The sequence below is a fragment of the Amphritea atlantica genome, assembly GCF_018860855.1.
Lineage (GTDB): Bacteria > Pseudomonadota > Gammaproteobacteria > Pseudomonadales > Balneatricaceae > Amphritea > Amphritea atlantica_A.
In genome coordinates this window covers 1-21,608 of record NZ_JAHKQE010000022.1, presented here as the reverse complement: position 1 = coordinate 21,608, position 21,608 = coordinate 1, and the positions used below count along the sequence as shown (strand labels likewise).

The 21,608-nt window shown below is 48.2% G+C and carries 23 protein-coding genes; 8 read left to right on the top strand and 15 right to left on the bottom strand.

What is annotated here, in order from left to right:
- Window positions 1-18: 18 nt before the first annotated feature.
- Together KO512_RS09275 and yddG are read left to right on the top strand one after the other, a co-directional pair.
- Window positions 19-750: an AraC family transcriptional regulator gene (locus KO512_RS09275; protein WP_215952066.1), complete on the top strand. Its 732-nt coding sequence runs from the start codon at window positions 19-21 to the stop codon at window positions 748-750.
- A 72-nt stretch (window positions 751-822) separates the two neighbouring features.
- Window positions 823-1,698, top strand: coding sequence for an aromatic amino acid exporter YddG (gene yddG / locus KO512_RS09270; RefSeq protein ID WP_215952065.1), 876 nt, complete (start codon window positions 823-825; stop codon window positions 1,696-1,698).
- A 10-nt stretch (window positions 1,699-1,708) separates the two neighbouring features.
- Here yddG and KO512_RS09265 read toward each other — a convergent pair whose 3' ends face one another.
- The 7 genes from KO512_RS09265 to lptM form a co-directional block, all read right to left on the bottom strand.
- Window positions 1,709-2,242 (bottom strand): hypothetical protein, encoded by a 534-nt coding sequence (locus KO512_RS09265; protein WP_215952064.1) that lies wholly within the window; start codon window positions 2,240-2,242, stop codon window positions 1,709-1,711.
- 8 nt (window positions 2,243-2,250) lie between these two features.
- Window positions 2,251-2,976 carry an HAD family hydrolase gene (locus KO512_RS09260; RefSeq protein ID WP_215952063.1) on the bottom strand — a complete coding sequence of 242 codons (726 nt, stop codon included), beginning with the start codon at window positions 2,974-2,976 and terminating at the stop codon, window positions 2,251-2,253.
- Window positions 2,969-3,916: a tyrosine recombinase XerC gene (xerC, locus tag KO512_RS09255; protein ID WP_215952062.1), complete on the bottom strand. Its 948-nt coding sequence runs from the start codon at window positions 3,914-3,916 to the stop codon at window positions 2,969-2,971. The genes KO512_RS09260 and xerC overlap by 8 nt, the downstream gene beginning before the upstream one ends.
- Window positions 3,917-3,919: 3 nt before the next feature.
- Complete coding sequence (locus tag KO512_RS09250) at window positions 3,920-4,645, bottom strand: DUF484 family protein (protein ID WP_215952061.1); 726 nt, start codon at window positions 4,643-4,645, stop codon at window positions 3,920-3,922.
- Window positions 4,642-5,472 (bottom strand): diaminopimelate epimerase, encoded by an 831-nt coding sequence (gene dapF, locus KO512_RS09245; RefSeq protein WP_215952060.1) that lies wholly within the window; start codon window positions 5,470-5,472, stop codon window positions 4,642-4,644. Before dapF ends, KO512_RS09250 begins: the two co-directional genes overlap by 4 nt.
- A gap of 96 nt (window positions 5,473-5,568) precedes the next feature.
- Window positions 5,569-6,819 (bottom strand): diaminopimelate decarboxylase, encoded by a 1,251-nt coding sequence (gene lysA / locus KO512_RS09240; protein WP_215952059.1) that lies wholly within the window; start codon window positions 6,817-6,819, stop codon window positions 5,569-5,571.
- 121 nt (window positions 6,820-6,940) lie between these two features.
- Window positions 6,941-7,051, bottom strand: a complete 111-nt coding sequence (gene lptM, locus KO512_RS09235; protein ID WP_215952058.1) for an LPS translocon maturation chaperone LptM — start codon at window positions 7,049-7,051, stop codon at window positions 6,941-6,943.
- A gap of 122 nt (window positions 7,052-7,173) precedes the next feature.
- Between lptM and cyaY the strand changes: the two genes are divergently transcribed.
- A complete protein-coding gene (gene cyaY, locus KO512_RS09230; protein ID WP_215952057.1) occupies window positions 7,174-7,491 on the top strand; it encodes an iron donor protein CyaY in 318 nt (105 codons plus the stop codon).
- A gap of 11 nt (window positions 7,492-7,502) precedes the next feature.
- Window positions 7,503-8,066 (top strand): D-sedoheptulose-7-phosphate isomerase, encoded by a 564-nt coding sequence (locus KO512_RS09225; protein WP_215952056.1) that lies wholly within the window; start codon window positions 7,503-7,505, stop codon window positions 8,064-8,066.
- 97 nt (window positions 8,067-8,163) lie between these two features.
- On the opposite strand, the gene waaA is transcribed toward KO512_RS09225, so the two are convergent.
- Window positions 8,164-9,429 carry a lipid IV(A) 3-deoxy-D-manno-octulosonic acid transferase gene (gene waaA / locus KO512_RS09220; protein ID WP_215952055.1) on the bottom strand — a complete coding sequence of 422 codons (1,266 nt, stop codon included), beginning with the start codon at window positions 9,427-9,429 and terminating at the stop codon, window positions 8,164-8,166.
- A 96-nt stretch (window positions 9,430-9,525) separates the two neighbouring features.
- On the opposite strand from waaA, the gene KO512_RS09215 reads away from it, so the two are divergent.
- A complete protein-coding gene (locus KO512_RS09215) occupies window positions 9,526-10,710 on the top strand; it encodes an FAD-dependent oxidoreductase (protein WP_215952054.1) in 1,185 nt (394 codons plus the stop codon).
- Window positions 10,704-11,510 (top strand): aldo/keto reductase, encoded by an 807-nt coding sequence (locus KO512_RS09210; RefSeq protein ID WP_215952053.1) that lies wholly within the window; start codon window positions 10,704-10,706, stop codon window positions 11,508-11,510. Before KO512_RS09215 ends, KO512_RS09210 begins: the two co-directional genes overlap by 7 nt.
- A 32-nt stretch (window positions 11,511-11,542) precedes the next feature.
- Here the strand turns inward: KO512_RS09210 and hldE are convergent, their stop codons facing one another.
- Window positions 11,543-12,967 carry a bifunctional D-glycero-beta-D-manno-heptose-7-phosphate kinase/D-glycero-beta-D-manno-heptose 1-phosphate adenylyltransferase HldE gene (gene hldE / locus KO512_RS09205; RefSeq protein WP_215952052.1) on the bottom strand — a complete coding sequence of 475 codons (1,425 nt, stop codon included), beginning with the start codon at window positions 12,965-12,967 and terminating at the stop codon, window positions 11,543-11,545.
- Window positions 12,964-14,757 carry a lipid A export permease/ATP-binding protein MsbA gene (gene msbA, locus KO512_RS09200; RefSeq protein ID WP_215952051.1) on the bottom strand — a complete coding sequence of 598 codons (1,794 nt, stop codon included), beginning with the start codon at window positions 14,755-14,757 and terminating at the stop codon, window positions 12,964-12,966. The genes hldE and msbA overlap by 4 nt, the downstream gene beginning before the upstream one ends.
- 145 nt (window positions 14,758-14,902) lie before the next feature.
- Between msbA and lpxL the strand changes: the two genes are divergently transcribed.
- A complete protein-coding gene (gene lpxL, locus KO512_RS09195) occupies window positions 14,903-15,847 on the top strand; it encodes an LpxL/LpxP family Kdo(2)-lipid IV(A) lauroyl/palmitoleoyl acyltransferase (RefSeq protein WP_215952050.1) in 945 nt (314 codons plus the stop codon).
- A gap of 14 nt (window positions 15,848-15,861) precedes the next feature.
- Window positions 15,862-16,965, top strand: a complete 1,104-nt coding sequence (locus KO512_RS09190) for a glycosyltransferase family 4 protein (protein WP_215952049.1) — start codon at window positions 15,862-15,864, stop codon at window positions 16,963-16,965.
- Window positions 16,966-17,384: 419 nt separating this feature from the next.
- On the opposite strand, the gene KO512_RS09185 is transcribed toward KO512_RS09190, so the two are convergent.
- The 5 genes from KO512_RS09185 to KO512_RS09165 form a co-directional block, all read right to left on the bottom strand.
- Complete coding sequence (locus tag KO512_RS09185) at window positions 17,385-18,506, bottom strand: capsular polysaccharide export protein, LipB/KpsS family (RefSeq protein WP_215952048.1); 1,122 nt, start codon at window positions 18,504-18,506, stop codon at window positions 17,385-17,387.
- 7 nt (window positions 18,507-18,513) lie between these two features.
- A complete protein-coding gene (locus tag KO512_RS09180; RefSeq protein WP_215952047.1) occupies window positions 18,514-19,368 on the bottom strand; it encodes a glycosyltransferase family 2 protein in 855 nt (284 codons plus the stop codon).
- A 31-nt stretch (window positions 19,369-19,399) separates the two neighbouring features.
- The gene (locus KO512_RS09175) at window positions 19,400-20,263 is read right to left on the bottom strand and encodes a glycosyltransferase family 2 protein (protein ID WP_215952046.1); all 864 of its coding nucleotides are present in this window, start codon (window positions 20,261-20,263) and stop codon (window positions 19,400-19,402) included.
- 27 nt (window positions 20,264-20,290) lie between these two features.
- Window positions 20,291-21,325, bottom strand: a complete 1,035-nt coding sequence (locus tag KO512_RS09170; RefSeq protein WP_215952045.1) for an alpha-2,8-polysialyltransferase family protein — start codon at window positions 21,323-21,325, stop codon at window positions 20,291-20,293.
- A 3-nt stretch (window positions 21,326-21,328) separates the two neighbouring features.
- The coding region (locus tag KO512_RS09165) for a glycosyltransferase family 9 protein (protein ID WP_289847226.1) at window positions 21,329-21,608 on the bottom strand (280 nt) is incomplete at its 5' end.

The following is a 21,608-nucleotide window of genomic DNA, read 5'->3' as shown; positions in this document are numbered from 1 at the left end:
GGCTGTTACAATTCGCTCATGATACCGTCGAATAAACACCTTACGCTGGACCTACGCAGTTACAGCGCCGAGACTAACCGCCACCAGCATGATTACCATCAGTTGGTGCTGCCGGTTGCGGGGTTGTTGGAGATGACCGTTGGTCACCGGGCTGGCAAGGTTTCGTGCCAGTCTGCTGCGATTATTGCAGCGGGAGAGGATCATGGCTTTGCCGCCTCGGATGATAACTGCTTTGTGGTCGCGGATATTCCGGCGGCCTTGGCTCCTGAGCTGGAACGTTTACCCGCTTTTATTCACCTCACACCGGCGTTAATCCAATATGTCGGTTTTCTGCAGCTGCAATTACAGCAATCAAACGCCACCAGCCAACGGCAGATGTTGCTCCTATTGATACAGTTATTGCATGAGCAACAGAACGAACCACTCAATCTTGACCGACGCATCAACACGGCGCGCCACTATCTAGATGAACACTATTGTGAAGCCGTCAGTTTGGCCCAATTAGCGAGCATTGCGAACCTTAGTCCACGTCAGTTAAGCCAACTGTTCCGACAACAATTGGGCATGACGCCGACGCAATATCTGATCGAAAAACGGATGCAGCGGGCCTGGCAACTGCTAGAACAACAAAACCTCAGTATCCAACAGGTCGCCGATGCCACCGGCTATAGCAGTCTCGCGGCCTTTAGCGACCGGTTTCGCAAGCATTTCGATATCCCGCCGAGCTACTTCCGCCGTTTCGGCAAATAAAAACGCCATCTTGAGAAAGTCTCTCGCCGACGATACCGCTATGCTGGTGTTATCCTTTTCCGAGTATTTTTTATGCAAAACAAAACCATACGCGCGACCCTCATCGGCTCAATCTCCATCTTTCTCTGGGGTACCCTGGCTCTGTTAACCCGTTTAACCGAAGGCCGAATTCCACCTTTTCAATTAATGGCGATGACCTTTACCCTCGCGTTTCTGCTGATGTCTGTTAACTGGTGGCGTCAAGGTCATTCGGGGCTTCGTCACCTGCGACAACCCGTATTGGCGTGGATCTTAGGGGTGGGCGGCTATTTTGGTTATCACTTTTGTTATTTCCTCGCTATGACCAAAGCACCGGCGGTAAGTGTGAGTCTGCTCGCCTACCTATGGCCGTTACTGATCGTGTTACTGGCAGGGCTATTGCCCGGTGAAAACCTGCTCAAGCGGCATATGGTCGGTGCCGTCATTGCGCTATTCGGCTGTTGGTTACTCATCGGACAGGGCGCTGACGGCTTTAACCCGCAGTATCTTAGCGGCTATCTGCTGGCCCTCACCTGTGCCCTGATATGGTCGGGTTACTCGGTACTCAGCCGCTTAGTAAAACAGGTGTCCACCGATGCCGCGGGCTGGTTTTGCGCGGCCACCGCACTGTTGGCACTGCTCTGTCACTGGTTGTGGGAAACCACTGTTTGGCCTGACTCGATGGCTCAATGGATCGGCGTGATTGGTCTAGGTATCGGCCCGGTAGGCATCGCGTTCTTTACGTGGGATTACGGTATTAAACATGGCAACTTGCAGCTGCTCGGAGTGTTAGCCTATTCGGCGCCATTGATCTCGGCGCTATTATTAGTGCTCGCTGGACTGGCCCCAGCGGATATCACCTTAGTGCTGTCCTGCTTAGCTATCGTGATCGGCTCATTGATTGCCGGATATCGCCGCGCTCGTCGATGATGTCAGACGATTAATGCGCCTGAATGGGTTTTTCTGGCTGGCCCGCACTATCTACCGGCTTAGCTTGAACCCATTCAGCCGCCACCATGACCCGTTGCAACATATGCTCGAATGAATAGCGTTGTCCAGGCGGCAGGCTGAGGGTCATACCCTCCCCTTCAGCCGGTAACATGACTAACATCACCCGTTTATCCACCGTTTTAATATCGATACGCTGCACCAAAATACCGTTTTCACCGAGAGGGTAATCGGCGGCATCCGACTGGAACGGCGTGGAAAAGTCCGCTTGCTGAACCGCACCATGCTTTTCGATGTCACCTAAACTTTGCAACTGTTCCGGTTGTAGATGGCTGGCACTATTTTCAGTGGGAAACGTATGCTCGTGGAAGAGCTTGTAAATACGTAACGCTAACCGACGGGTCCACCAAGCCCGATACTCTTTACCGCTTTCATAAGCTCGAATCAGAATCCGATCTTCAACGGAGTTATAGCTTAGATTGATCTGATTCTGCGGTGCAGGGTTAGAAGCACTCGGTTCGGTCATATCGACTCCTATAAGGTTGCCCGATGATGGACGTTAGCCGCTATCTGGGCGACACGCTCCGGAATATCCCGTAAACAGCTGACATCACCATCCGCCGGATCGGCCTCAGGCCAAGCTCGCTGATTAAGGTTAACCCAGATCGTCCAAAGTCCCACGTTTTTCGCGCCGACAATATCATGATGCGGATTATCGCCAATGTGGATAACCTGCTCCGGCCGCAGCTGCTGTTGATGCAGCATCTGTTCAAACATTAAAGGGTGTGGCTTCTCTTTACCAACGCCATCGGCATTCAAGGCAAAATCAAAAATATCACCGAGACCCACTCGATTAACATCGGCATTACCATTACTCAGTGCGCCGATGAGATAACCACTCGTTTTTAACTGCTCTAGCATCGTGCGAGCATGTTCAAACAACTCAACCTGATTCCGCGCTTCGATAAAGACTTCAAAGGCCTGATGGGATAGCGCCACCGCTTGTTCAGCGCTATAACCGGCCTCGATTAAGCCAATCTCAAGCTGTTTTAACCGTATCAGGGTGACACTGTGGCTGATGTCGGGAAACACCGCTAAGGCCCGATGTTTTAGCTGGTCAAAATCGCTCAATTGGTAGCATTTGACGAACAGTTCGGCGTGTTCAGCCAACCACTGATATAGCGTCTTATTGGCTTCCACGATAACCGGATCAACCGCCCATAGGGTGTCATCCAGATCGAAGGTTATGCATTTAATCATCGTCTTGTTGCGCCTTCTTTGTGGACTGTTTATGTGCCCGAGGATGGGCCTTATCGTAAACATCCATTAGGTGTCTAAAATCAAGATGGGTGTAAATCTGTGTGGTTGAGATATCCGCGTGCCCCAATAGTTCCTGCACGGCCCGAAGATCACCACTGGATTCCAGCATATGGCTGGCAAAAGAGTGGCGTAAACGGTGCGGATAAACCTTACCTTGAGTATGTTGCATCTTCGCTCTGCGGTCGATACGCAGTTGCACACTGCGGGTGCTGATACGGGTGCCTCGCTTGCTGACAAACAGCGCCATCTCTTCGGGCCGAGCCATGCTATCCCGCAGGTCAAGCCAGTGATCCAGTGCTTGCATCGCTTTCCCTCCAATCGGCAAGATCCGCTCTTTTGCACCTTTACCCAGCACTCGCAGGCTAGCATCCTGCCAATCGATACTGTGAAGGTCTAAACTGACCAGCTCTGATAACCGCAGTCCCGATGAGTAGATCAGTTCAAGCATCGCCTGATCACGACTTTCCAGCGGATCGTTTTGATCCGCATCGCTCTCGAGCAGGTGATTCAGTTGATCAACATCCAGGGTTTGCGGTAATCGGCGCGGACTTTTCGGGGCTTGGATGCCCAACGCGGGATTTTGCTGCACTATCCCTTCCCGATGAAGATATTTATAGAAACTGCGAATCGCCGAAAGTAGCCGCTGAATACTTTTGCCGCCAAGCCCTTCGCGATGAACCCAGGCGACAAAGTTGCGAATATGTTTGGCTTCAATGCGGGCCCAATCGACTCGGCCATCGGGAAACAGGGTGCTGTGTTGCAGGTAATCCAGCAGACGCGCTAAATCACGCTGATAATTGCTGAGGGTATGGTGAGAATACTGCCGCTCGCTGCTCAGATAGGTATAAAACCCATCTAAGTCAGCGTTACCTGAACTCATGGATCAGGCCTTTCGTCCTTGCAACAGCGGCGAGACGACACGATTTAGCGCTTGACCAATATAATCAAGAAACAGGGTGCCCTGATTACTCTGGAAATAGCTGGCATCGTAACTACCGATCGCTAAGATCCCTAGCGTTTCACCTTTCACCAGAGGAACCGCCGCCGCTGATTTCACTCGGAACGCCTGATCACGAAACAGAAACTGGTTTTGCAGTTCGGTCAGATTGCCACAGCGGGTCTGTGATTGATCCAATAGGGCATCGATCGCCGCTGCTTCAGCGCGCGGCAGTAGGCGCAAATTGTTCTGCTCTTCCCGTTGCTCGCTGAATAGCACCAGTGCCGTGGTATCACTATTGAAATCCTGACAGAGGCTTTCATCGATCGCCACCGCGACATCATCGAGGGTTTCCGCATCCATCAGCGCCAAAATCATCTTTTTGGTTTTACTGAATTGAATATCGTTTTCCCGAGCAACGCCGAGCATATCACCGAGATAATCGTGTAACTCGCGATTTTTCTCCCGCAACAGGCTGGTCTGACGTTCAACCAATGACACCGTGGTACCTCGTTGATGCGGCACATAGAGTTTTTCGAGCAGGTATTCATTACCGCTAAAAAAGTCAGGGTGTTGCTTTAAGTAGTCAGCCACCTGCTCGGCAGTGATTGCCGGAGCATTAACATCGGTCGCTTGATCGAGCTTAGGCTCGACAGAGTTAGAGTCGCTCATATGAAAATCTGTCCTTCATATACCGTTGTTGCGGGGCCGGTCATCATTAACGATTCACCTTCACCGGCCCACTCAATCTGAAGTGTGCCACCGGGCAGGTGGACGGTCACTTTATCATCTAACAAACCACGCAAACGGCCTGCAACCACCGCTGCACAGGCACCCGTACCGCAAGCTTTGGTTTCACCCGCACCCCGTTCATAAACCCGTAAACGGATCTCGGCGCCGCTAATCACTTCCATAAAACCGATATTCGCTTTTGCAGGAAAGTGTGGATCTGACTCCAGTAACGGCCCCCAGGCTTCAACCGGCGCTTTATCCACCGCATCGACCACCAGCACACCGTGCGGGTTGCCCATGGATACAGCGCTGATCTGCACGGTTTGGCCGTCGACATCGATTGGGTAGGTTACCGCCCGCTGATCTGCGTTAAACGGGATATCTTGGGGCTCAAGCACTGGCACGCCCATATCCACAACCACCTGCTTATCGTCGGTAATGGTGAGATAGATCGGCCCTTTCTGGGTTTCTACCGCCACGGTTGCTTTGGCCGTCAAACGCTTATCCCGAACAAACTTCGCGAAACAGCGGGCGCCGTTGCCGCAATGTTCAACTTCACTGCCATCGGCATTGAATATGCGGTAACGAAAATCCATATCAGGATTAGTGGGCGGTTCGACCAGCAATAGCTGATCAAAACCCACGCCAAAGTTACGGTCAGCCAAACGGCTCACAATCGCTGAGTTCACCTTCACTTTCTGGGTTACCGTATCGAGCACCAGAAAGTCATTGCCCAGGCCATGCATTTTTGTAAATCTAACTAGCATATTCATCTCGTCAGGCGCACTGTTCGGACAGTGCTTTGCCTCGTCTGTTGGGCTACTCAGCTTCTCTCACCCATTAGCGGGTTAAGAGATTGAGTCTTAGCCCGGTAAAACCGCTTCACCGCGAAGCTGATCAGCAATCGTTTCACGCTTACGAATCAGGTGAACCTGATTATCATCGACCATCACTTCGGCGGCCCGGTTACGGGTGTTGTAGTTTGAGCTCATACCAAAACCATACGCACCGGCGGAGCAAACCGCCAGCAGATCACCGGCTTCAATATTTAAGGCGCGATCTTTACCCAGAAAATCCCCCGATTCGCAGACCGGTCCAACCAGATCAAACCGACGGGCTTCGCCTTCCTCACGCACATCAACGGGAATAATATCCATATAAGCGCTGTAAAGCGCTGGGCGGATCAAATCATTCATCGCGCCATCGATAATGGCAAAGTTTTTGTGCTCGGTGCATTTCAAAAACTCGACTCGGGTGATCAGAATACCTGCATTGGCCGCAATTGAACGACCCGGCTCAAAAATCAACTTCAGGGGCCGGTCACCCAGCTTATCAATCACCGCCGCAATATAAGCCTGAGGGGTTGGTGGCACTTCATCGGTGTAGCAAACACCCAAGCCGCCACCCAAATCGAGGTGTTTAATGGTAATGCCTTGCTCGGCAAGGTTATCAATCAACAGCAGTAAACGGTCTAAGGCGTCGAGGAACGGCGCAATTTCAGTTAGCTGTGAGCCGATATGGCAATCAACACCCTGCACATCAAGATGGCTCAGGCTATGGGCATAGGCATAAATCCGTGCGGCATCATCGATGGCCACACCAAATTTATTATCCTTCAGACCTGTGGAGATATACGGGTGCGTACCGGCATCCACATCGGGATTAACCCGTAACGAGATCGCAGCGACTTTATCCAGCTCGCTAGCGACCTTATTCAGCCGATCCAACTCCGCTTCAGACTCGACGTTAAAGCAGTGGATACCCAGCTCTAATGCACGACGCATTTCATCTTCACGTTTCGCGACCCCCGAAAAAACGACTTTTTTAGGATCGCCACCAGCTTTAATGACCCGCTCTAATTCACCGAGCGAAACAATATCAAAGCCGGCACCTAGGCGGGCCAGCACATTGAGTACGCCAATATTCGCGTTTGCCTTAACCGCATAGCAGACCAATGCATCGCGCCCTTCCAGCGCTTGTGCATAATCCAAATAGGCACGTTCCAGCGCATCCCGAGAATAGATGTAAGTGGGTGTCCCATACTGTTCGGCAATGCGGCTTACCAGGACTTCTTCGGCACATAGATGGCCGTTCAGGTATTGAAAATTATCCATTGTCTACTATCTGCATTAAATAGGGTTACTGCTCAGCAGTGCTGAGCCTGTTTTAACAGCGTTATAACCGCAGTCATAACTCCCTGATGATGGGACTGTGACTGAAGTAACGTAATTGCCGTTACTGTTGCGCCTGTTTGGGCGCTTGATCAGGCAGATAAAGATCACCTTTCTGACCACAACCTGCAATTAACAGGGCACTGAAAAAAATGGCTATCCAACAGGCTTTCACGGTGTATATTCCTGATCATAAGTTAATCGTCCGATTATACAGCGCTGTTGCCTTGATGAGTACCTGAACGAACTGCTATATACTCTGTCCTAATGATAAATTTCGCCTAAGAGTACAACACTGTGAACGAATCTGAATTTAGCCAGAAAGTTGATGACACCCTCGAACAGATTGAAGAGGTTTTAGATACGGCGGAAACCGATATCGATTTTATGAATAACGGCGGCGTGCTCACGGTTGTCTGTGAAAACAAAACCCAAGTCATTTTCACCCGCCAAACCCCGGTTAAACAGCTCTGGCTGGCCGCCCGCAGCGGTGGTTTCCACTTCGACTTCAATGGTGAAACCTGGGCCCGCGACAGTGACGGCGCACTGCTGAATGATGTGCTCACCGCTATTTTCTCAGAACAAGCTGGCGAACAATTCAGCTTCGACCTGTAAGGATCTAAATCATGTCATTTGAAAGCGCGCTGCAACGTCATATGCAAACGTTTAACCGCATGCCGGAAATCCAAGCCGATATGCAAACCCTCGCTGATCAAGTCGCGGCAACCTTCACCGCGGGCGGTAAACTACTGTTTATGGGTAACGGTGGCAGTGCCGCCGACAGTCAGCATCTAGCGGCCGAGTTTGTGGTGCGCTATAAAGCGGAACGGCGCGCGCTGCCCGCTATCGCGCTCACGGTCGATAGTTCAATACTGACCGCCCATTCAAATGACTACAGTTTCGATTCGGTGTTTACTCGGCAGATCGAAGCCCTCTGTCAACCCAAGGACTTGGTCATTGGCCTGTCCACCTCCGGCAATAGCGCGAATGTGATCAACGCTATCGAAGCGGCACAAAAAATCGGTGCCACTTGCTGGGCTTGGACCGGCGAGAGTGGTGGCCAATTAGACACCATTGCGGATCATCTAATCAAAGCGCCTAGCAGCGAAACGGCAAGAATTCAGGAAGCCCATATCTTTGTCGGCCACTGGCTCTGTGAAGAGATGGATAGACTACTCAGTACCGATTAGGCTGAGCTTGTTGACACGACATCAGCTCAACATAGCCAAACGAAAGCTGCTTAAACGAAGCCTAGCAGAAAGCGGACTATGATTTAAACGTGGCCGCTCACTGAATCCCCGCTTGTTGCTTAAGCAAGGCCAATTGCTGATCCAGTGCCCCACGATTAGCATCAATATAGTTGCGCCCTCGCACCCCCATCGCTCGGGCATGTTCCGGGTGATCCAGCAGTTCGGCCAACACCTGTTGCAACCCTTGCGCGTCGTTAACTACCTGAAGCGCTAACTCTTGCTCCATAGTCGCAACGATATGCTGGAAGTTATACACATGCGGCCCCATCAGCACCGGCTTAGCTAACACGGCAGGTTCCAGTGGATTATGGCCGCCTCGCTCGATCAAACTACCACCGACAAATACGATATCGGCGGCACTATAGAGCATCATTAACTCGCCCATGGTATCGCCCAAATAGACCTCGCAATCCGCACTAGGCGCCGACACGCTGCGCCGACAGGTGCGAAAACCCGCCTTAACACTCTGATCATAGATCGTCGTAAAGCGCTCGGGATGTCGGGGCACCAAAATTAATAACAGATTATGATAACGGGACTGTAGGTTGGCAAAAACCTCGAGCAACTGAGCCTCTTCATCCTCATGGGTGCTAGCACCAATGATTACCGGTCGATCAGCTCCCCAAGCAGCCCGTAGTGTTTCCGCCTCATCCATATGCTCCGGCACAGCGATATCAAACTTAATACTGCCGGTCACCTGTAATGCCTTATCGGCAACGCCCAGTGCCATAAAACGCGCACTATCGGCCTGATTTTGCACCGCAATCGCGCTGACCTCTTGCAGCATCGGCTTAGTTAGCCATTTAAAGCGCTGATAACCCGCCGCCGAACGCGCCGATAAGCGCGCATTGGTCACCAACACCGGCACATGACGTTTTGCACAGCTGTGGATAAGATTGGGCCAGAGTTCGGTTTCGACAATCACGCAACTGCGGGGTTGGATGCGACGATGAAAGCGACTCAGCGCACCGGGCAGATCATAGGGGCAATATGCATGGCCGACCCGATCGCCGAAATGAGTCGTGACACACTCCCTACCGGTGGGCGTCATGCTGGTGATAAAAACCGGTATCTGTGGATTCTCCGCCAGCAGTTTTTCAACCAGCGGAATAATCGCCATGGTTTCGCCAAAGGACACCGCATGGATCCAGATCGGCCGCTCACCAATGCAACGGGGCACAAAGCCAAACCGTTCACCCCAGCGACGACGATAAGCCGGACTCTGACGTCCACGCCGCCACAGCTTCAGCAAGATAAGCGGCGTCAGGCAGTAAAATAATAGCGAATATAACAATCGGGCCATGGAGATAAACGAATTCCAAACATAAAAGATCAGTTTAGCATTATCAGCCCGTGATACCGAAGGTATAATGACCGCTGTTAACCGGCGGAATACTTCATGCAAACGATAAAGACAGATCTGGTCATTTTGGGGGGCGGTATCGCTGGCCTGTGGCTACTCAACCGCGCCCAGCAACAGGGATTTGACGCATTATTGCTAGAAACCGGCGACCTCGGCGGCGCCCAGTCGGTTCGCTCTCAAGGTATTATTCATGGCGGTACAAAATATGCGCTCAATGGCGTGCTGACCCAAGCCTCCAGCAGTATTGCCGATATGCCCTCCCGTTGGCGCGCCTGCATTGAAGGACAAGGAGAACTGGATCTGAGTGCTGCCAAAATTCTCTCCGAAGCCCATTATATGTGGTCTAAAGCTTCCTTAGGTTCAAAAATGACCACCTTCTTTGCCAGCAAGGCTCTAAAAGGTCGAGTGGAAACCATCAGCGCCGATAAACGCCCGCTGGTCTTCAATAACCCTAAATTTCGCGGCAACCTCTATAAGCTAAATGAAATTGTGCTGGATGTACCATCGGTCATCGACGCGCTGGCAAAACCACTGTTGCAACGTATTATCAAAGTCGCGGCCGAGGATATTCAGTTTGACTCGACAGATAGCGGCATCCAAGCACTCCAACTGCCACAGCTACGTATCGAAGCCCAACGCTATATCACCACCGCCGGTGAGGGCACCGAGGCGCTCCTGCAGCAACTACAGCTTGACCAACCGCAGATGCAGCGCCGACCGTTACACATGGTGATGGTACGTCATCAAAGCCCGCTGCCCACCTTTGCCCACTGCATCAGCAGCGGCAGTAAGCCAGTGGTCACTATCACCACACACCCGACAAACAATGGTGAGCAGGTATGGTATCTCGGAGGAGATCTCGCGGAAACCGGGGTTAACCTGCCAGCGGCACAACAGATTCAAAAAGCCGAGAAGCTGATCGCAGAACTACTCCCGTGGATAGCGTTGAAGAACCCTCGCTGGGCTAGTTTTCATATTAACCGGGCGGAACCCAAGCAGTCATCCCTCACTCGGCCCGACTCTGCTTTTGCCCAAGCAAGAGAAAACTGCATTATCAGCTGGCCCACTAAGCTGGCTCTGGCCCCCGATCTTGCCGATCAGATTCTTGCCATGCTGAACCAGCAACAGATTAGCCCTCAGTACTGCGCCGATACAGCCATACTTGCTCAACTACCCCGTCCCGCTATCGCACAACCGGTCTGGGAGACACTATTTTGCTAAGCCTTAGACAGATTGCCGGCACCGACTTACAGGTCAGCCCAATCGGCCTTGGCACGGTCAAGCTCGGGCGTGATAAAGGCGTTAAATATCCAGATCAGTTTACGATTCCCGATGACACTGCCGCACGTTATCTGCTGGATATCAGCAAAGCGCTGGGCATCAATCTGCTGGATACTGCCCCGGCTTACGGCAATAGCGAGATACGGCTGGGTAAACTATTAAAAAATCAGCGTCATGATTGGCTCATCTGCAGCAAGGTGGGGGAGGAATTTGACCCGCATACAGGCCAGTCACACTTTGACTTTAGCCCCGAACATATCCGTTTCAGCGTCGAGCGTAGCCTACAACGACTCAACACCGATGTGATCGATATCCTGTTAGTGCATTCTGACGGCAACGATCTGAAACTTATTCAGCAGGACGGCGTACTGCAACAGCTTGAACAACTCAAAGCTGAAGGCAAGATTCGCGCGGGGGGAATGTCGACCAAAACCGTCGAGGGAGGGATTGAAACCCTAAAACAGTCGGATATCGCGATGATTACTTACAACTTAAATCAGCAAGAAGAGTTGCCGGTTATCGACTATGCCTTAGCACAACAAAAAGGGATTTTTATCAAAAAAGCACTGGCCTCAGGGCATATCACTCAAGGGCTAACAACAGACCCAGTGCGCGCCAGCTTTGATTTAGTGCTAGGACACCCCGGCGTAAGCAGTGCCATTATCGGCACTATCAATCCAGATCATCTGCGGGCTAATGTCGGCGCCGTGGCTGACTGCCTAGCCCGCCACACCGTTTAGTTTAAGCAAACAAGACAGGGCACAGTGTTAGTTTAGTGGCCTTGAATCTTCTCAACGATCGCCGTGGTGGAACAGTTATCGAGGAAGGACAATACTTTCACCTCACCGCCATAGCTGCGCACAAACTCGCCACCGACCACTCCATCAAGACCATAGTCGCCGCCCTTCACCAGGATCTCTGGGCGAACCTGCTCCAGTAAACGCTCGGGAGTATCTTCAGCAAAACTAACCACCCAATCCACGGCTTCAAGCCCGGCTAACACGGCCTTGCGCCGCTCCACCGGATTAATTGGCCGACCTTCGCCCTTCAATCGTCGCACCGACTCATCATCGTTAATCGCTAATACCAGCCGATCGCCCTGAGCCCTTGCCTGCTCAAGATAGCCTACATGCCCAGCATGCAAGATATCAAAACAACCATTGGTGAATACGATCTTTTCACCGGCCGCTCGGGCATCTTCCAACGCGATTAATAGTTGTTCGTCGGTCACCACACCCCGTTCGGAGCCCTGCGCCTGATTTACAGCCCGCCGCAGTTCCGGCCCGCTGATCGCCGCCGTTCCCAACTTACCCACTACAATAGCCGCGGCAATATTGGCCAAACCGGTAGCGATCTCAAGGCTTTCACCGGCCGCCAGCGCGGTCGCCAATGTAGAGATCACCGTATCGCCCGCACCGGTAACATCAAACACTTCACGGGCATGGGCGGGAAAATGGACTTCATTCTGGCCCGGTTTAATCAGGGTCATACCTTTCTCACTGCGCGTCACCAGTATGGCCTCTAGCCCAAGCTGTTGTACTAACAACTGAGCCTTTTCCACCAATTCCTGCTCCGATTGACAGGCACCAACCACGGCTTCGAACTCTCCCATATTCGGCGTCAACAATGTCGCCCCACGGTAGCGTTCAAAATCGGTTCCCTTAGGATCGACCAGCACCGGCACACCGGCCTTGCGGGCGGCATGGATCAGGCTTTGAGGATCACTGAGTGTGCCCTTATCGTAATCGGATAATACCAACACGCCGACGTTCCCTAACAATGCCTCGACCTGCTGCTGTACTAGCGCTCCATGATCGGCACTAAAACGCTCTTCAAAATCCAGCCGAATCAATTGTTGATGGCGACTCAGCACCCGCAGTTTAGTGATCGTAGGCTCTTGCTGGCTATGACAGAACTGGCAATTCACCCGCGCCGACTCTAGCTGCTGCTGTAATGCCTGCCCAGCTTCATCCTCACCCACAATGCCTACTAATGACACACCACCACCGAGGGCGGTGATATTCAACGCCACGTTGGCCGCGCCACCGGGACGATCCTCCCGTTGATCGACTTTCACCACAGGGACCGGCGCTTCTGGAGAGATACGCGATGTTGGCCCGTGCCAATAGCGATCCAACATCAGATCGCCCACCACCAACACCTGTGCTTTATTTAAAGGGGGCATTACCAGTTTCATTGTGTGGGCTCCTGATCGGAAGATTGTTCTAAATCTGTATCGGTGATAACGGCGGCTTCAGAAAACTGTAACCGGTGTAAATTGGCATAGATACCTTGTTGCTGCAATAACTCGGCATGCGAGCCTTGCTCGACAATCCGGCCTGCCTCCATCACCAAAATACGGTCAGCATTCTCAATAGTCGACAAGCGGTGAGCGATCATCAAGGTGGTCCGCCCCTGCATCACATTTTCCAAGGCATCCTGAATATGACGTTCAGATTCGGTATCCAGCGCTGAAGTTGCTTCATCGAGAATTAAAATCGGCGCATCTTTAAGAATCGCTCGGGCAATCGCAATCCGCTGTCGCTGACCACCGGAGAGTAACACACCGTTCTCGCCGACCATGGTATCCAAGCCGTCCGGCAGGTGCTGCACAAACTCCGCCACGTGGGCCGCTTCTGCTGCCGCTTCGATCATCTCTCGGGAGCAGCCAGCCATGCTGCCATAAGCAATATTTTCGGCGATGGTGCCATTAAACAAAATCACCTGCTGATTCACTAGCGCGATCTGACGCCGTAAACTGGTCAATTTATACTCTTGTATATTTTGCCCATCGAGGAGGATTTCCCCCTCAGTAACATCATAAAAGCGCGGCAATAAACCCGCCAGAGTCGACTTGCCACTGCCCGACTTGCCTACCAAGGCAATGGTTTCACCCGGTTGGATATTCAGGTTGATATTGTCCAGTACTTTCTGGCCATCGGCTTCGTAACTAAACCCTAGACCTCTTATTTCCAGTGCACCCTTAACACTATCAGGATCATGTAATCCGGTATCTTTTTCTGGCGGGGTATCGACGACTTCAAAAACACTTTCAGATGCCGCCAACCCTTGCTGTACCATACTGCTGATCTCAGTTAATGAACGCACCGGTTTTGCCATCAATGCGGCCGCGGAGATAAAGGCAATAAACTGCCCCGTGGACATCTCTTTGATCAACTCAGGGTCCATCGCCAAAAAGGTCATTAGCGCAATGACACCCGCCACCATCATCTGCACTACCGGCGTAGTGACTGACTGAGTCACCACCATTTTCATCACTTGGCGACGATTCTGCTGACTGACTTTCGTAAAACGGTCAATTTCGAGATCAGTAGCACCAAAGATCCGTACAACCTGATAGCCTTTGATCGCTTCGGACGCCGACGAGGTAATATCCCCCACGCTCTTCTGTACATGTCCGCTAATACCACGCATACGGCGGGCAGCAAAACCCACCACGACCCCAACCACGGGCCCGATCACCAAAAACAATAGGGTTAATTTCCAATTGAGGTAGAGCATATAGCCAAACAAGCCAAGCACCGTAAACCCTTCACGGATCGCCACTTTAAGCGCATTGGTTGCCGCCCCCGTCACCTGCTCAACGTTGTAGGTCAACTTAGCCAACAGCTCACCGCTGGAGTGCTGATGAAAATAACTACTGGGTAAGAGCAACAGATGTTTGAACAGATCGGTGCGTAAATCATGCACCACAAACCGGGCGACATAGGACAGGCCATAGTTGCCTAAGAAGGTGCCTAAGCCCCGAATAAAGAAGATTCCTAACACCGCCAACGCCAGTACTCCGCGGTTATCCAACTGTCCTGAACCAACGGTGTCGACAAACGCCTCAAGCCACTTTGCCGCAGCCGTTTGAGAGCCAGCATAAACAGCAAAACCGACCACACTGAGTAGAAAGGGCGCCCAATACTTTTTGACATACTGCAGCAGGCGTAGATAAACCTGTACGCTGTTATCTTTTTTCACAAAGAAGAAAACTCTTATTGATTCACTACCACCCCCGAAACAAAAGCCATCAACCCCCAAACCAACAAAGTAGATCTGACTTGATGCTAGTGTTCCTTGAGCACGAATATTATAATTGCTGGATTTTACAGTATCTGGATTAATTGTGGGCAACAAAGAAGCATGCTGGGCAGATTTTATTGCACCTAAATATTGGCCAATATGGCTTGGTATCGCACTACTGCGCCTGATTTCTGCCCTTCCTTACCGCTGGGGCTTATCGATCGGCAAGCACCTAGGCCGAGTTCTATACCGTTTAATGAAACAACGTCGACATATCACCACGGTTAATATTCAGCTCTGCTTCCCAGAACTATCGCCGCAAGAGCAACAGCAGCGCGTAAAAGAGGTCTTCGAAAACAACGCGATAGGGCTTATCGAGACCGGCTGGGCGTACTGGAAAGACGAAAATTTTTTTCGCCAACGCACAGAGTTTGTAAATTTTGATCTGTTAGATCAGCAACTAGCCAAAGGCAATGGGATTATCTTGCTGGGTTGGCACTACTCCTGTTTAGATCTCGCAGGTCTGCTATTTTCATTACACGGCAAGCCCTGCAGCACGCTATATAGAAAGCATGACAACCCGATGCTGGAGTGGTTCTTTGTCCGTGGAAGACAGCGATTCGGCTTTCCCATCGAACGAAAAAAAACCCGCCAAGTACTACGCGCCTTGCGCAATAATCACTGCATCTGGTATGCCCCGGATCAGGATTTAGGCCGTAAAGGTGCGGTTTTTGTCCCCTTTTTTGGTCACCAAGCCGCTACCACTATTGCCACAACCAAAATGCATGCTTTGAATAATTCACCGCTAATCAGATTCGATTGCAGACGAAAACCAGATAACTCAGGCTATATTGTAGAGTGTCATAACGTTGAAGGTTTCCCCTCTGGATCGGAAGAACAGGATGCGATTCTCGTCAACCAGTCGATCGAAGAGGGGATTCGTAAAGCACCTTCTCAATATATGTGGGTCCATAAACGCTTTAAGACGCAAATAAGCGGCAAAAAAAACTATATGAAAATTAATACCTCCCCACACAATAAAATCTGACTAGAGCCATATAAATGAAAAAAATCATAAAGCGCATGATCAATAGATATAACAATTTCATCCGCGATATAAAAATAGGTCAATCAAACAAACTTTCAGATAAAAAAGTACGTTATCTTGTAAATGATACTGTGTGGTCGACAAGACATGATGGAGAGTGCTTAATGAAGTTCTTGCCTAACCAGATTGGAAAGATAACAACTAGCCATCATGGAATTAAACATGGAATATTACATATAGGAGGCGTTACTAATGCTCTATATAGAAAAAAAATTCGCTGGCCATCGAAAGAGGCACAATGTGGACTTACCTGGTTTCATGTTTTAGATAACGACAAAAGGCTCGCATTAGTGCCAAAACTAGACAAAGGCTTAGCATTTTGGCATACATCGTGTTCATCCACTGCAGAAATTCTTATCAGAAATGGAGCATCAAAAGACAAAATGCACATAATACCTTTAGGTGTTGATATAGATATTTTCAAACCGATCCCTAATGAAGAAAAAGTAAAATTCCGTAAAAAAATCGGAATACCTGATGATGCTTTTGTTATTGGTTCATTTCAAAAAGATAGTTATGGATGGGATGACGGAGAAAGACCAAAACTAGAAAAAGGACCAGATATTTTCTGCGATGTAATAGAAAAGCTTAATGAAAGTTATAATATATTCGTACTTTTAAGTGGCCCTGCCCGAGGATATGTTAAAAATAGATTATTAAAATCTGAGGTGAAATTTTATCATACAGGATATTTAGATTATGCAGATGATGTAGCCCCTTTCTACAATGCATTAGATTTATACCTCATCGCCTCTAGAATAGAAGGAGGCCCCAAAGCCGCTCTAGAAGCGCCTTCCAGCGGGATCCCTCTCGTCACAAGTTCAGTAGGTATGGTTCCAGACCTTTTCACTCATAATGAAACAGCATTGATTAGCAATAACGGAGACAAGGAAAGCCTTCACAACCTGTGTGAAAAAATAATTAACGATCCAGCTCTCCGAAATAAACTATCTATCTATGGCCGAAAACTTGCAGAAAAAAACTCATGGAGTAAGATATCAAAAAGATATTATGATGAATTATATCAACCGATAATAAATAACAAAAAAAATTCTTAAAAATTATAATTGGCAGTTTTCAGAACTCTGTACAATTTCTTTAACCTCCCACAAAACTTGATCGAGAGATATATATGGTATAACTCTTTCCAATAGCACCAAATCCTGTAATGGATAAGCGATTACTCTAGTTTAAAGGTTGGCGAAAGTGCGATTTAGATGCTATTTATCCTATCGCCTAGCTCGACACTATCCATTACTAAGTAAAATTAAAAGCCGCATGTCAGCAAAGCGATTCACACCATTATTAATATGAATATTGAAGGTGAAAAAATCATTTTGATGATCACTGAATAAGCACACAGACCTATAGAGCTAGAACTTATCTGGCACAGAATTTAAGCAGCTAAGAAAAACTCTAAAACTGGTACAGAATCATTCTTATTCGGATGAAAAAATCAAAATTTCTCAAACATCCCCTAACTAACGTCAGTACTGCGTTTAATTTGTAGAATTCTTGACATCATGTGATCTAAATGTTCCGGTGAGGGCGATCTCCAACTCCCTTTAACTAGATACTCTCCTTTTAAATACCGAAGAAAATTGCAGACAATTTCTCTATCTAAGTCTATATTATCGATACTACTGATTATATGCTTAAGTTCTGATGCTGATTCTGCCTTTAAGGTAATACCTTCTATATTATAAAAGGCATCTCCTAAACAGATAACTTTTTTATTCAATAACAAACTTTCAATTCCAACCGTTGAGTTTATGGTAATAACAGCGTCAGACTTTTCAATTAATTCCTGAGTGCTGTATTCATTTGCAAAAAAACCTACTTCAGGATCAATTTCAGAATGCAAATAACGATAATCAACAGGGCTAGAGGGGTGTTCTTTGAACACAAATTTCACATTAGCGTCAGTCCGCCCAATGGACATAATCACATTAAAAAGGTGTTCCATGGAAGTAATCCAAGGTGAAAAAAGCAGAATCTGCGAATCAGTATCAACCTGAAATGGTACAAAAACGTAACGATCAGGAAGAGGTCGACCTGACACCGTTTTTTGTGTTTTTGCGGCCCTAGGCACAAGCTTTTTAGGTAACTCCGTCGGAATTTTCTCTTGGTACTCTTTATAAAAACTTACTGATCGAGGGACTGAGTTCTTAAAGTTAATCCCTTGACCATCAACAACCGTTGTCTCTGGTAACAGCCCATTTTCAATAAAAATCGTTTTTATATCAAACCGTTGTGCAGCCATAACAAACAAAGCCCTTCTGAGCATAAGTCCATTCCAAACAACAACCGACGAAGGGCTCTTCTGCTTAATTGTGCGAACATCGCATAAATAAAGCCAGCATGATTTAACAAAAAGCAGCCAAAAATATATCGTTTTCAAGCGACGTGCTTTCGCAACCTCAATATTTATTTTTTCTTTTATTAAGTTTAAAGGCATCTCACGTAAGGCATGTAAGTCCGGCCACCGAAATAAACTATCCCTAAACACCTCCGCCGACTCTTTCTCTGACAGCAAATGTTCTTTTAAGATACTAAAATATTTTTCAGACGCACGATTATTAACAAAGAATAAAATCATAAATCAACTAAATCCTTTGCAATTTAGAATACAATGACTCAGAAGCAAGCTCTACAACTCCAAGATCAATCAAGAATGACATAGATGCCTGATCAAATGACATTTTTTTAAACTCATCTTCAAGTAATCCAGACTCATACAACCTTACCCATCGTTTGTAATGAAACCCCATGCGAACATTTGAGCTACTATCAAGTAATTTTTTACGGTTAATTATATTGTTTTCAAACTGACTGTAGTTTCTAATTGGATAATGATGAACCTCTATATCATTACACTCTCTATGACCCCAGAACTTTAGATGCTTTGCACGATGGTTCCCACCTTTTATTTTCAAAAGCCCGTTCGGGTTAACAATCACTTTAGGACTTATTTTTGCAAGAAGCAGCGCCAATTCGGCCTTACTCTCCTGTTGCTCTTTAGAGTAGAGAATAGGGCTTACAACCTTGTAAAGACTTTTGCTGAAGCATACTTTGCTAGACATATCGTCAATAGATTGTAAAAAATTATACCGTGGCACCGTAACAATACTGTCACTAGGACTTAGATGATTTTTAAGATTACCTGTTGATGCAACCCAGAATTCATCTGCATCATTACTAATAATAAGATCAGCATTGAATAGTTGACGAGACTTTTTAGCCAAATAAGTCATCCATGGACCCTGATTATATTTCTCAAGATTAATTTCAAGAAAAATCTCAAATTCCTTTTGCAGCTTAGCGATAATATCCTGTGTACCGTCAGTCGAACCATTATCCATGATGCAAAAGGCATCAACACCTTGGCTGTGATGAAATCGGATATTTTTTTCAATAATATCAACTTCATTTTTTACTAACAGGGTCATGACTAATCGCATTATTAATCCTAATACAATAATTCAATTTATATTAATTTTTTAATATATGACTAATTACTTCGCACGCTTTCACATCTTCCGTTATAACACCGATATTCTTCAAAACCTTCTTATAATCGGTATTAAGCACTAACCTTTCTAACTCTTGGTCAAAATCACCATCAGTCATTATCGCCACCCAACGGCGATAGTGATCGCCCATTTTTGTTATACCGGCCTCGAGTAACGCTTTTCGATTTTCAATATTTTGAATGAATTTCGCCTTTGAGCGGATAGGGTAATGGTACACACTAATATTTTCAGACTGTTTTTCATTCAACCACCCCCAGGCATGCCAAGCACGGTGATTTCCACCTTTAACTCTCAGTAAACCCGCAGATCGCACAGCAACTTTTCCATGGATCTGCCCCATCATTATCGACAAGTGAGGCTCTGAGCATTGAATACCCTTTGGGTAGTCAATAGGATACTGAACGCGGTTCGTTTGGGTATAGTAAGGCGCTTCAGCATCAAAAGCTTCTCGATCATAAAGCATATTGTGGCGAGGGCAGGCTAATATCGACCCACCTTTAGTCATTTCTGTTTTCAAATTACCATCTTTCGGAATCCAGAACTCATCAGCATCATTGGCAATACTCCAATCAGCACCTAGCTGCTTAGCCGCCGTTTTAGCCATCTCTGTTTTCCAATTACTCTGCTGGTAATCAAGCAATGGCCGGTCAATAATTATCATTTCATATTGGTCTTTAACAGAATCTAACAGTTCACGGGTATTATCAGTAGAGCCGTTATCGATGATAACAAAGCAATCAGCACCCAGCTTCGAGTGCACTTTAATATTATCAAGAATAATACCGGCCTCATTCTTGATAAGATAATTCATAGCCAGCTTCATCGTTTTTCCTCAGTACCGCCTCGCGGATTAAAGCACCTGAATACCAAGATTACTAAACAGTTGCTCGAAATTTTTGTTTTCTGTGCCGTTTCGATAAGAAATAGTCTTAACCTCCGGCCTCAACCACCTAGTTAACAACAGGGTTGAGGAAACATCACCCACCACCGTCACATCACTATTTAATAAAGGCAGAATCGCTTCATAACTAATCGATGATGGTAACAGCTGGATGCCTAAAGGCTGCAGATTAAGCGCATCTTCACCGCTATTGCGGGGGTGATATTTAACCGCAACAGCCCCCTCTAATCCGGCGATCAATGCCAAGATTTTATCACGATAGTCAGGATTTTTTTCAAACAGCGACTCATGCGGAAGCGTGATTAATACATCGAGCCCATAAATCTGTTCTTTAGTAACACCATTCACTTGCAACATCATCTGCGAAAGTTGCTTCAAGGAAGCCGATTGAAAACTCGCCGCAGAAAGACAATGAACTGTTTTAGCGCGCAAACGCGCATCAATGAGCGTCGGAAACGCTACATGGATCTCGTTTATCCAACCGGAAGCTCCTACCGTTGCAGGGTTTTTCCACCAAGCACCGTAGAACAGCTTTTTCAGCAAGTTATCCACAACCACATCACCCACTCCACTAGAGGCTTCTCGGCCAACATAGGTGAAGGTCCCCTCATCCATATAATGACCAGTTACCGTCTTAGCGTTTGAACTGGCGATATGCATGGCGTACTGAAATTCAATACGACGATCGTTCCCGACAAAAATATGATCCGGCGCTAAACGTTCAATCAGCCCTTTAAGATTATGAAAAAGACGACGTCGTTTTTTAAGCTTATTCAGCCCCCCTTTCAAACGGCCAAAAAACAGGTGTTGTTCGGCAAAAGGAGAGAGTTTCCATTGTTCAACTAGTGTCACAATTTGCGGCGTTGCACCTTCGGGCTGATCGATGAACACCAGAACCGCTGTTTCATGTTTACGTTCTCCAGCAATGGCGGTCGCGGTAAACAGATGCAACAGAGTAGAGACGAAATACACAGAGCAGGACACAGGCTAATCCTCAGGGTGAAAACAGTGTGAGGTCAGCGTCTGCCACACAATATCAGGCGTAAGATCGGCAAACACAGCGGGTTCAACCACTCGACCGCTCGGCTGTTGTTGAGACGCTTCGAGGCAGATTTGATCTTTACCATAGCCGCCAACAAGCCCTGGGTCGGTAGGGCCAAAGAGGATCACATTAGGTCGATCAAGGGCTGCCGCCATATGGGATAAACCGGTATCAACGGAAACACAGGCCGCCGCGCCGGCTAATACCTGAGTTACCTCAGCAAGG

Bases quoted from the DNA above. Each gene is read 5' to 3' on its own strand.
- KO512_RS09275 (WP_215952066.1), top strand. From the start codon at position 19: ATGATACCGTCGAATAAACACCTTACGCTGGACCTACGCAGTTACAGC.
- yddG (WP_215952065.1), top strand. From the start codon at position 823: ATGCAAAACAAAACCATACGCGCGACCCTCATCGGCTCAATCTCCATC.
- KO512_RS09225 (WP_215952056.1), top strand. From the start codon at position 7,503: ATGTCATTTGAAAGCGCGCTGCAACGTCATATGCAAACGTTTAACCGC.
- xerC (WP_215952062.1), bottom strand. From the start codon at position 3,916: ATGAGTTCAGGTAACGCTGACTTAGATGGGTTTTATACCTATCTGAGC.
- hldE (WP_215952052.1), bottom strand. From the start codon at position 12,967: ATGAAACTGGTAATGCCCCCTTTAAATAAAGCACAGGTGTTGGTGGTG.
- KO512_RS09260 (WP_215952063.1), bottom strand. From the start codon at position 2,976: ATGATTAAATGCATAACCTTCGATCTGGATGACACCCTATGGGCGGTT.
- KO512_RS09175 (WP_215952046.1), bottom strand. From the start codon at position 20,263: ATGAAGCTGGCTATGAATTATCTTATCAAGAATGAGGCCGGTATTATT.
- waaA (WP_215952055.1), bottom strand. From the start codon at position 9,429: ATGGCCCGATTGTTATATTCGCTATTATTTTACTGCCTGACGCCGCTT.
- KO512_RS09250 (WP_215952061.1), bottom strand. From the start codon at position 4,645: ATGAGCGACTCTAACTCTGTCGAGCCTAAGCTCGATCAAGCGACCGAT.
- lysA (WP_215952059.1), bottom strand. From the start codon at position 6,819: ATGGATAATTTTCAATACCTGAACGGCCATCTATGTGCCGAAGAAGTC.
- KO512_RS09185 (WP_215952048.1), bottom strand. From the start codon at position 18,506: ATGATTTTATTCTTTGTTAATAATCGTGCGTCTGAAAAATATTTTAGT.
- KO512_RS09190 (WP_215952049.1), top strand. From the start codon at position 15,862: ATGAAAAAAATCATAAAGCGCATGATCAATAGATATAACAATTTCATC.
- KO512_RS09265 (WP_215952064.1), bottom strand. From the start codon at position 2,242: ATGACCGAACCGAGTGCTTCTAACCCTGCACCGCAGAATCAGATCAAT.
- KO512_RS09215 (WP_215952054.1), top strand. From the start codon at position 9,526: ATGCAAACGATAAAGACAGATCTGGTCATTTTGGGGGGCGGTATCGCT.
- KO512_RS09180 (WP_215952047.1), bottom strand. From the start codon at position 19,368: ATGCGATTAGTCATGACCCTGTTAGTAAAAAATGAAGTTGATATTATT.
- dapF (WP_215952060.1), bottom strand. From the start codon at position 5,472: ATGCTAGTTAGATTTACAAAAATGCATGGCCTGGGCAATGACTTTCTG.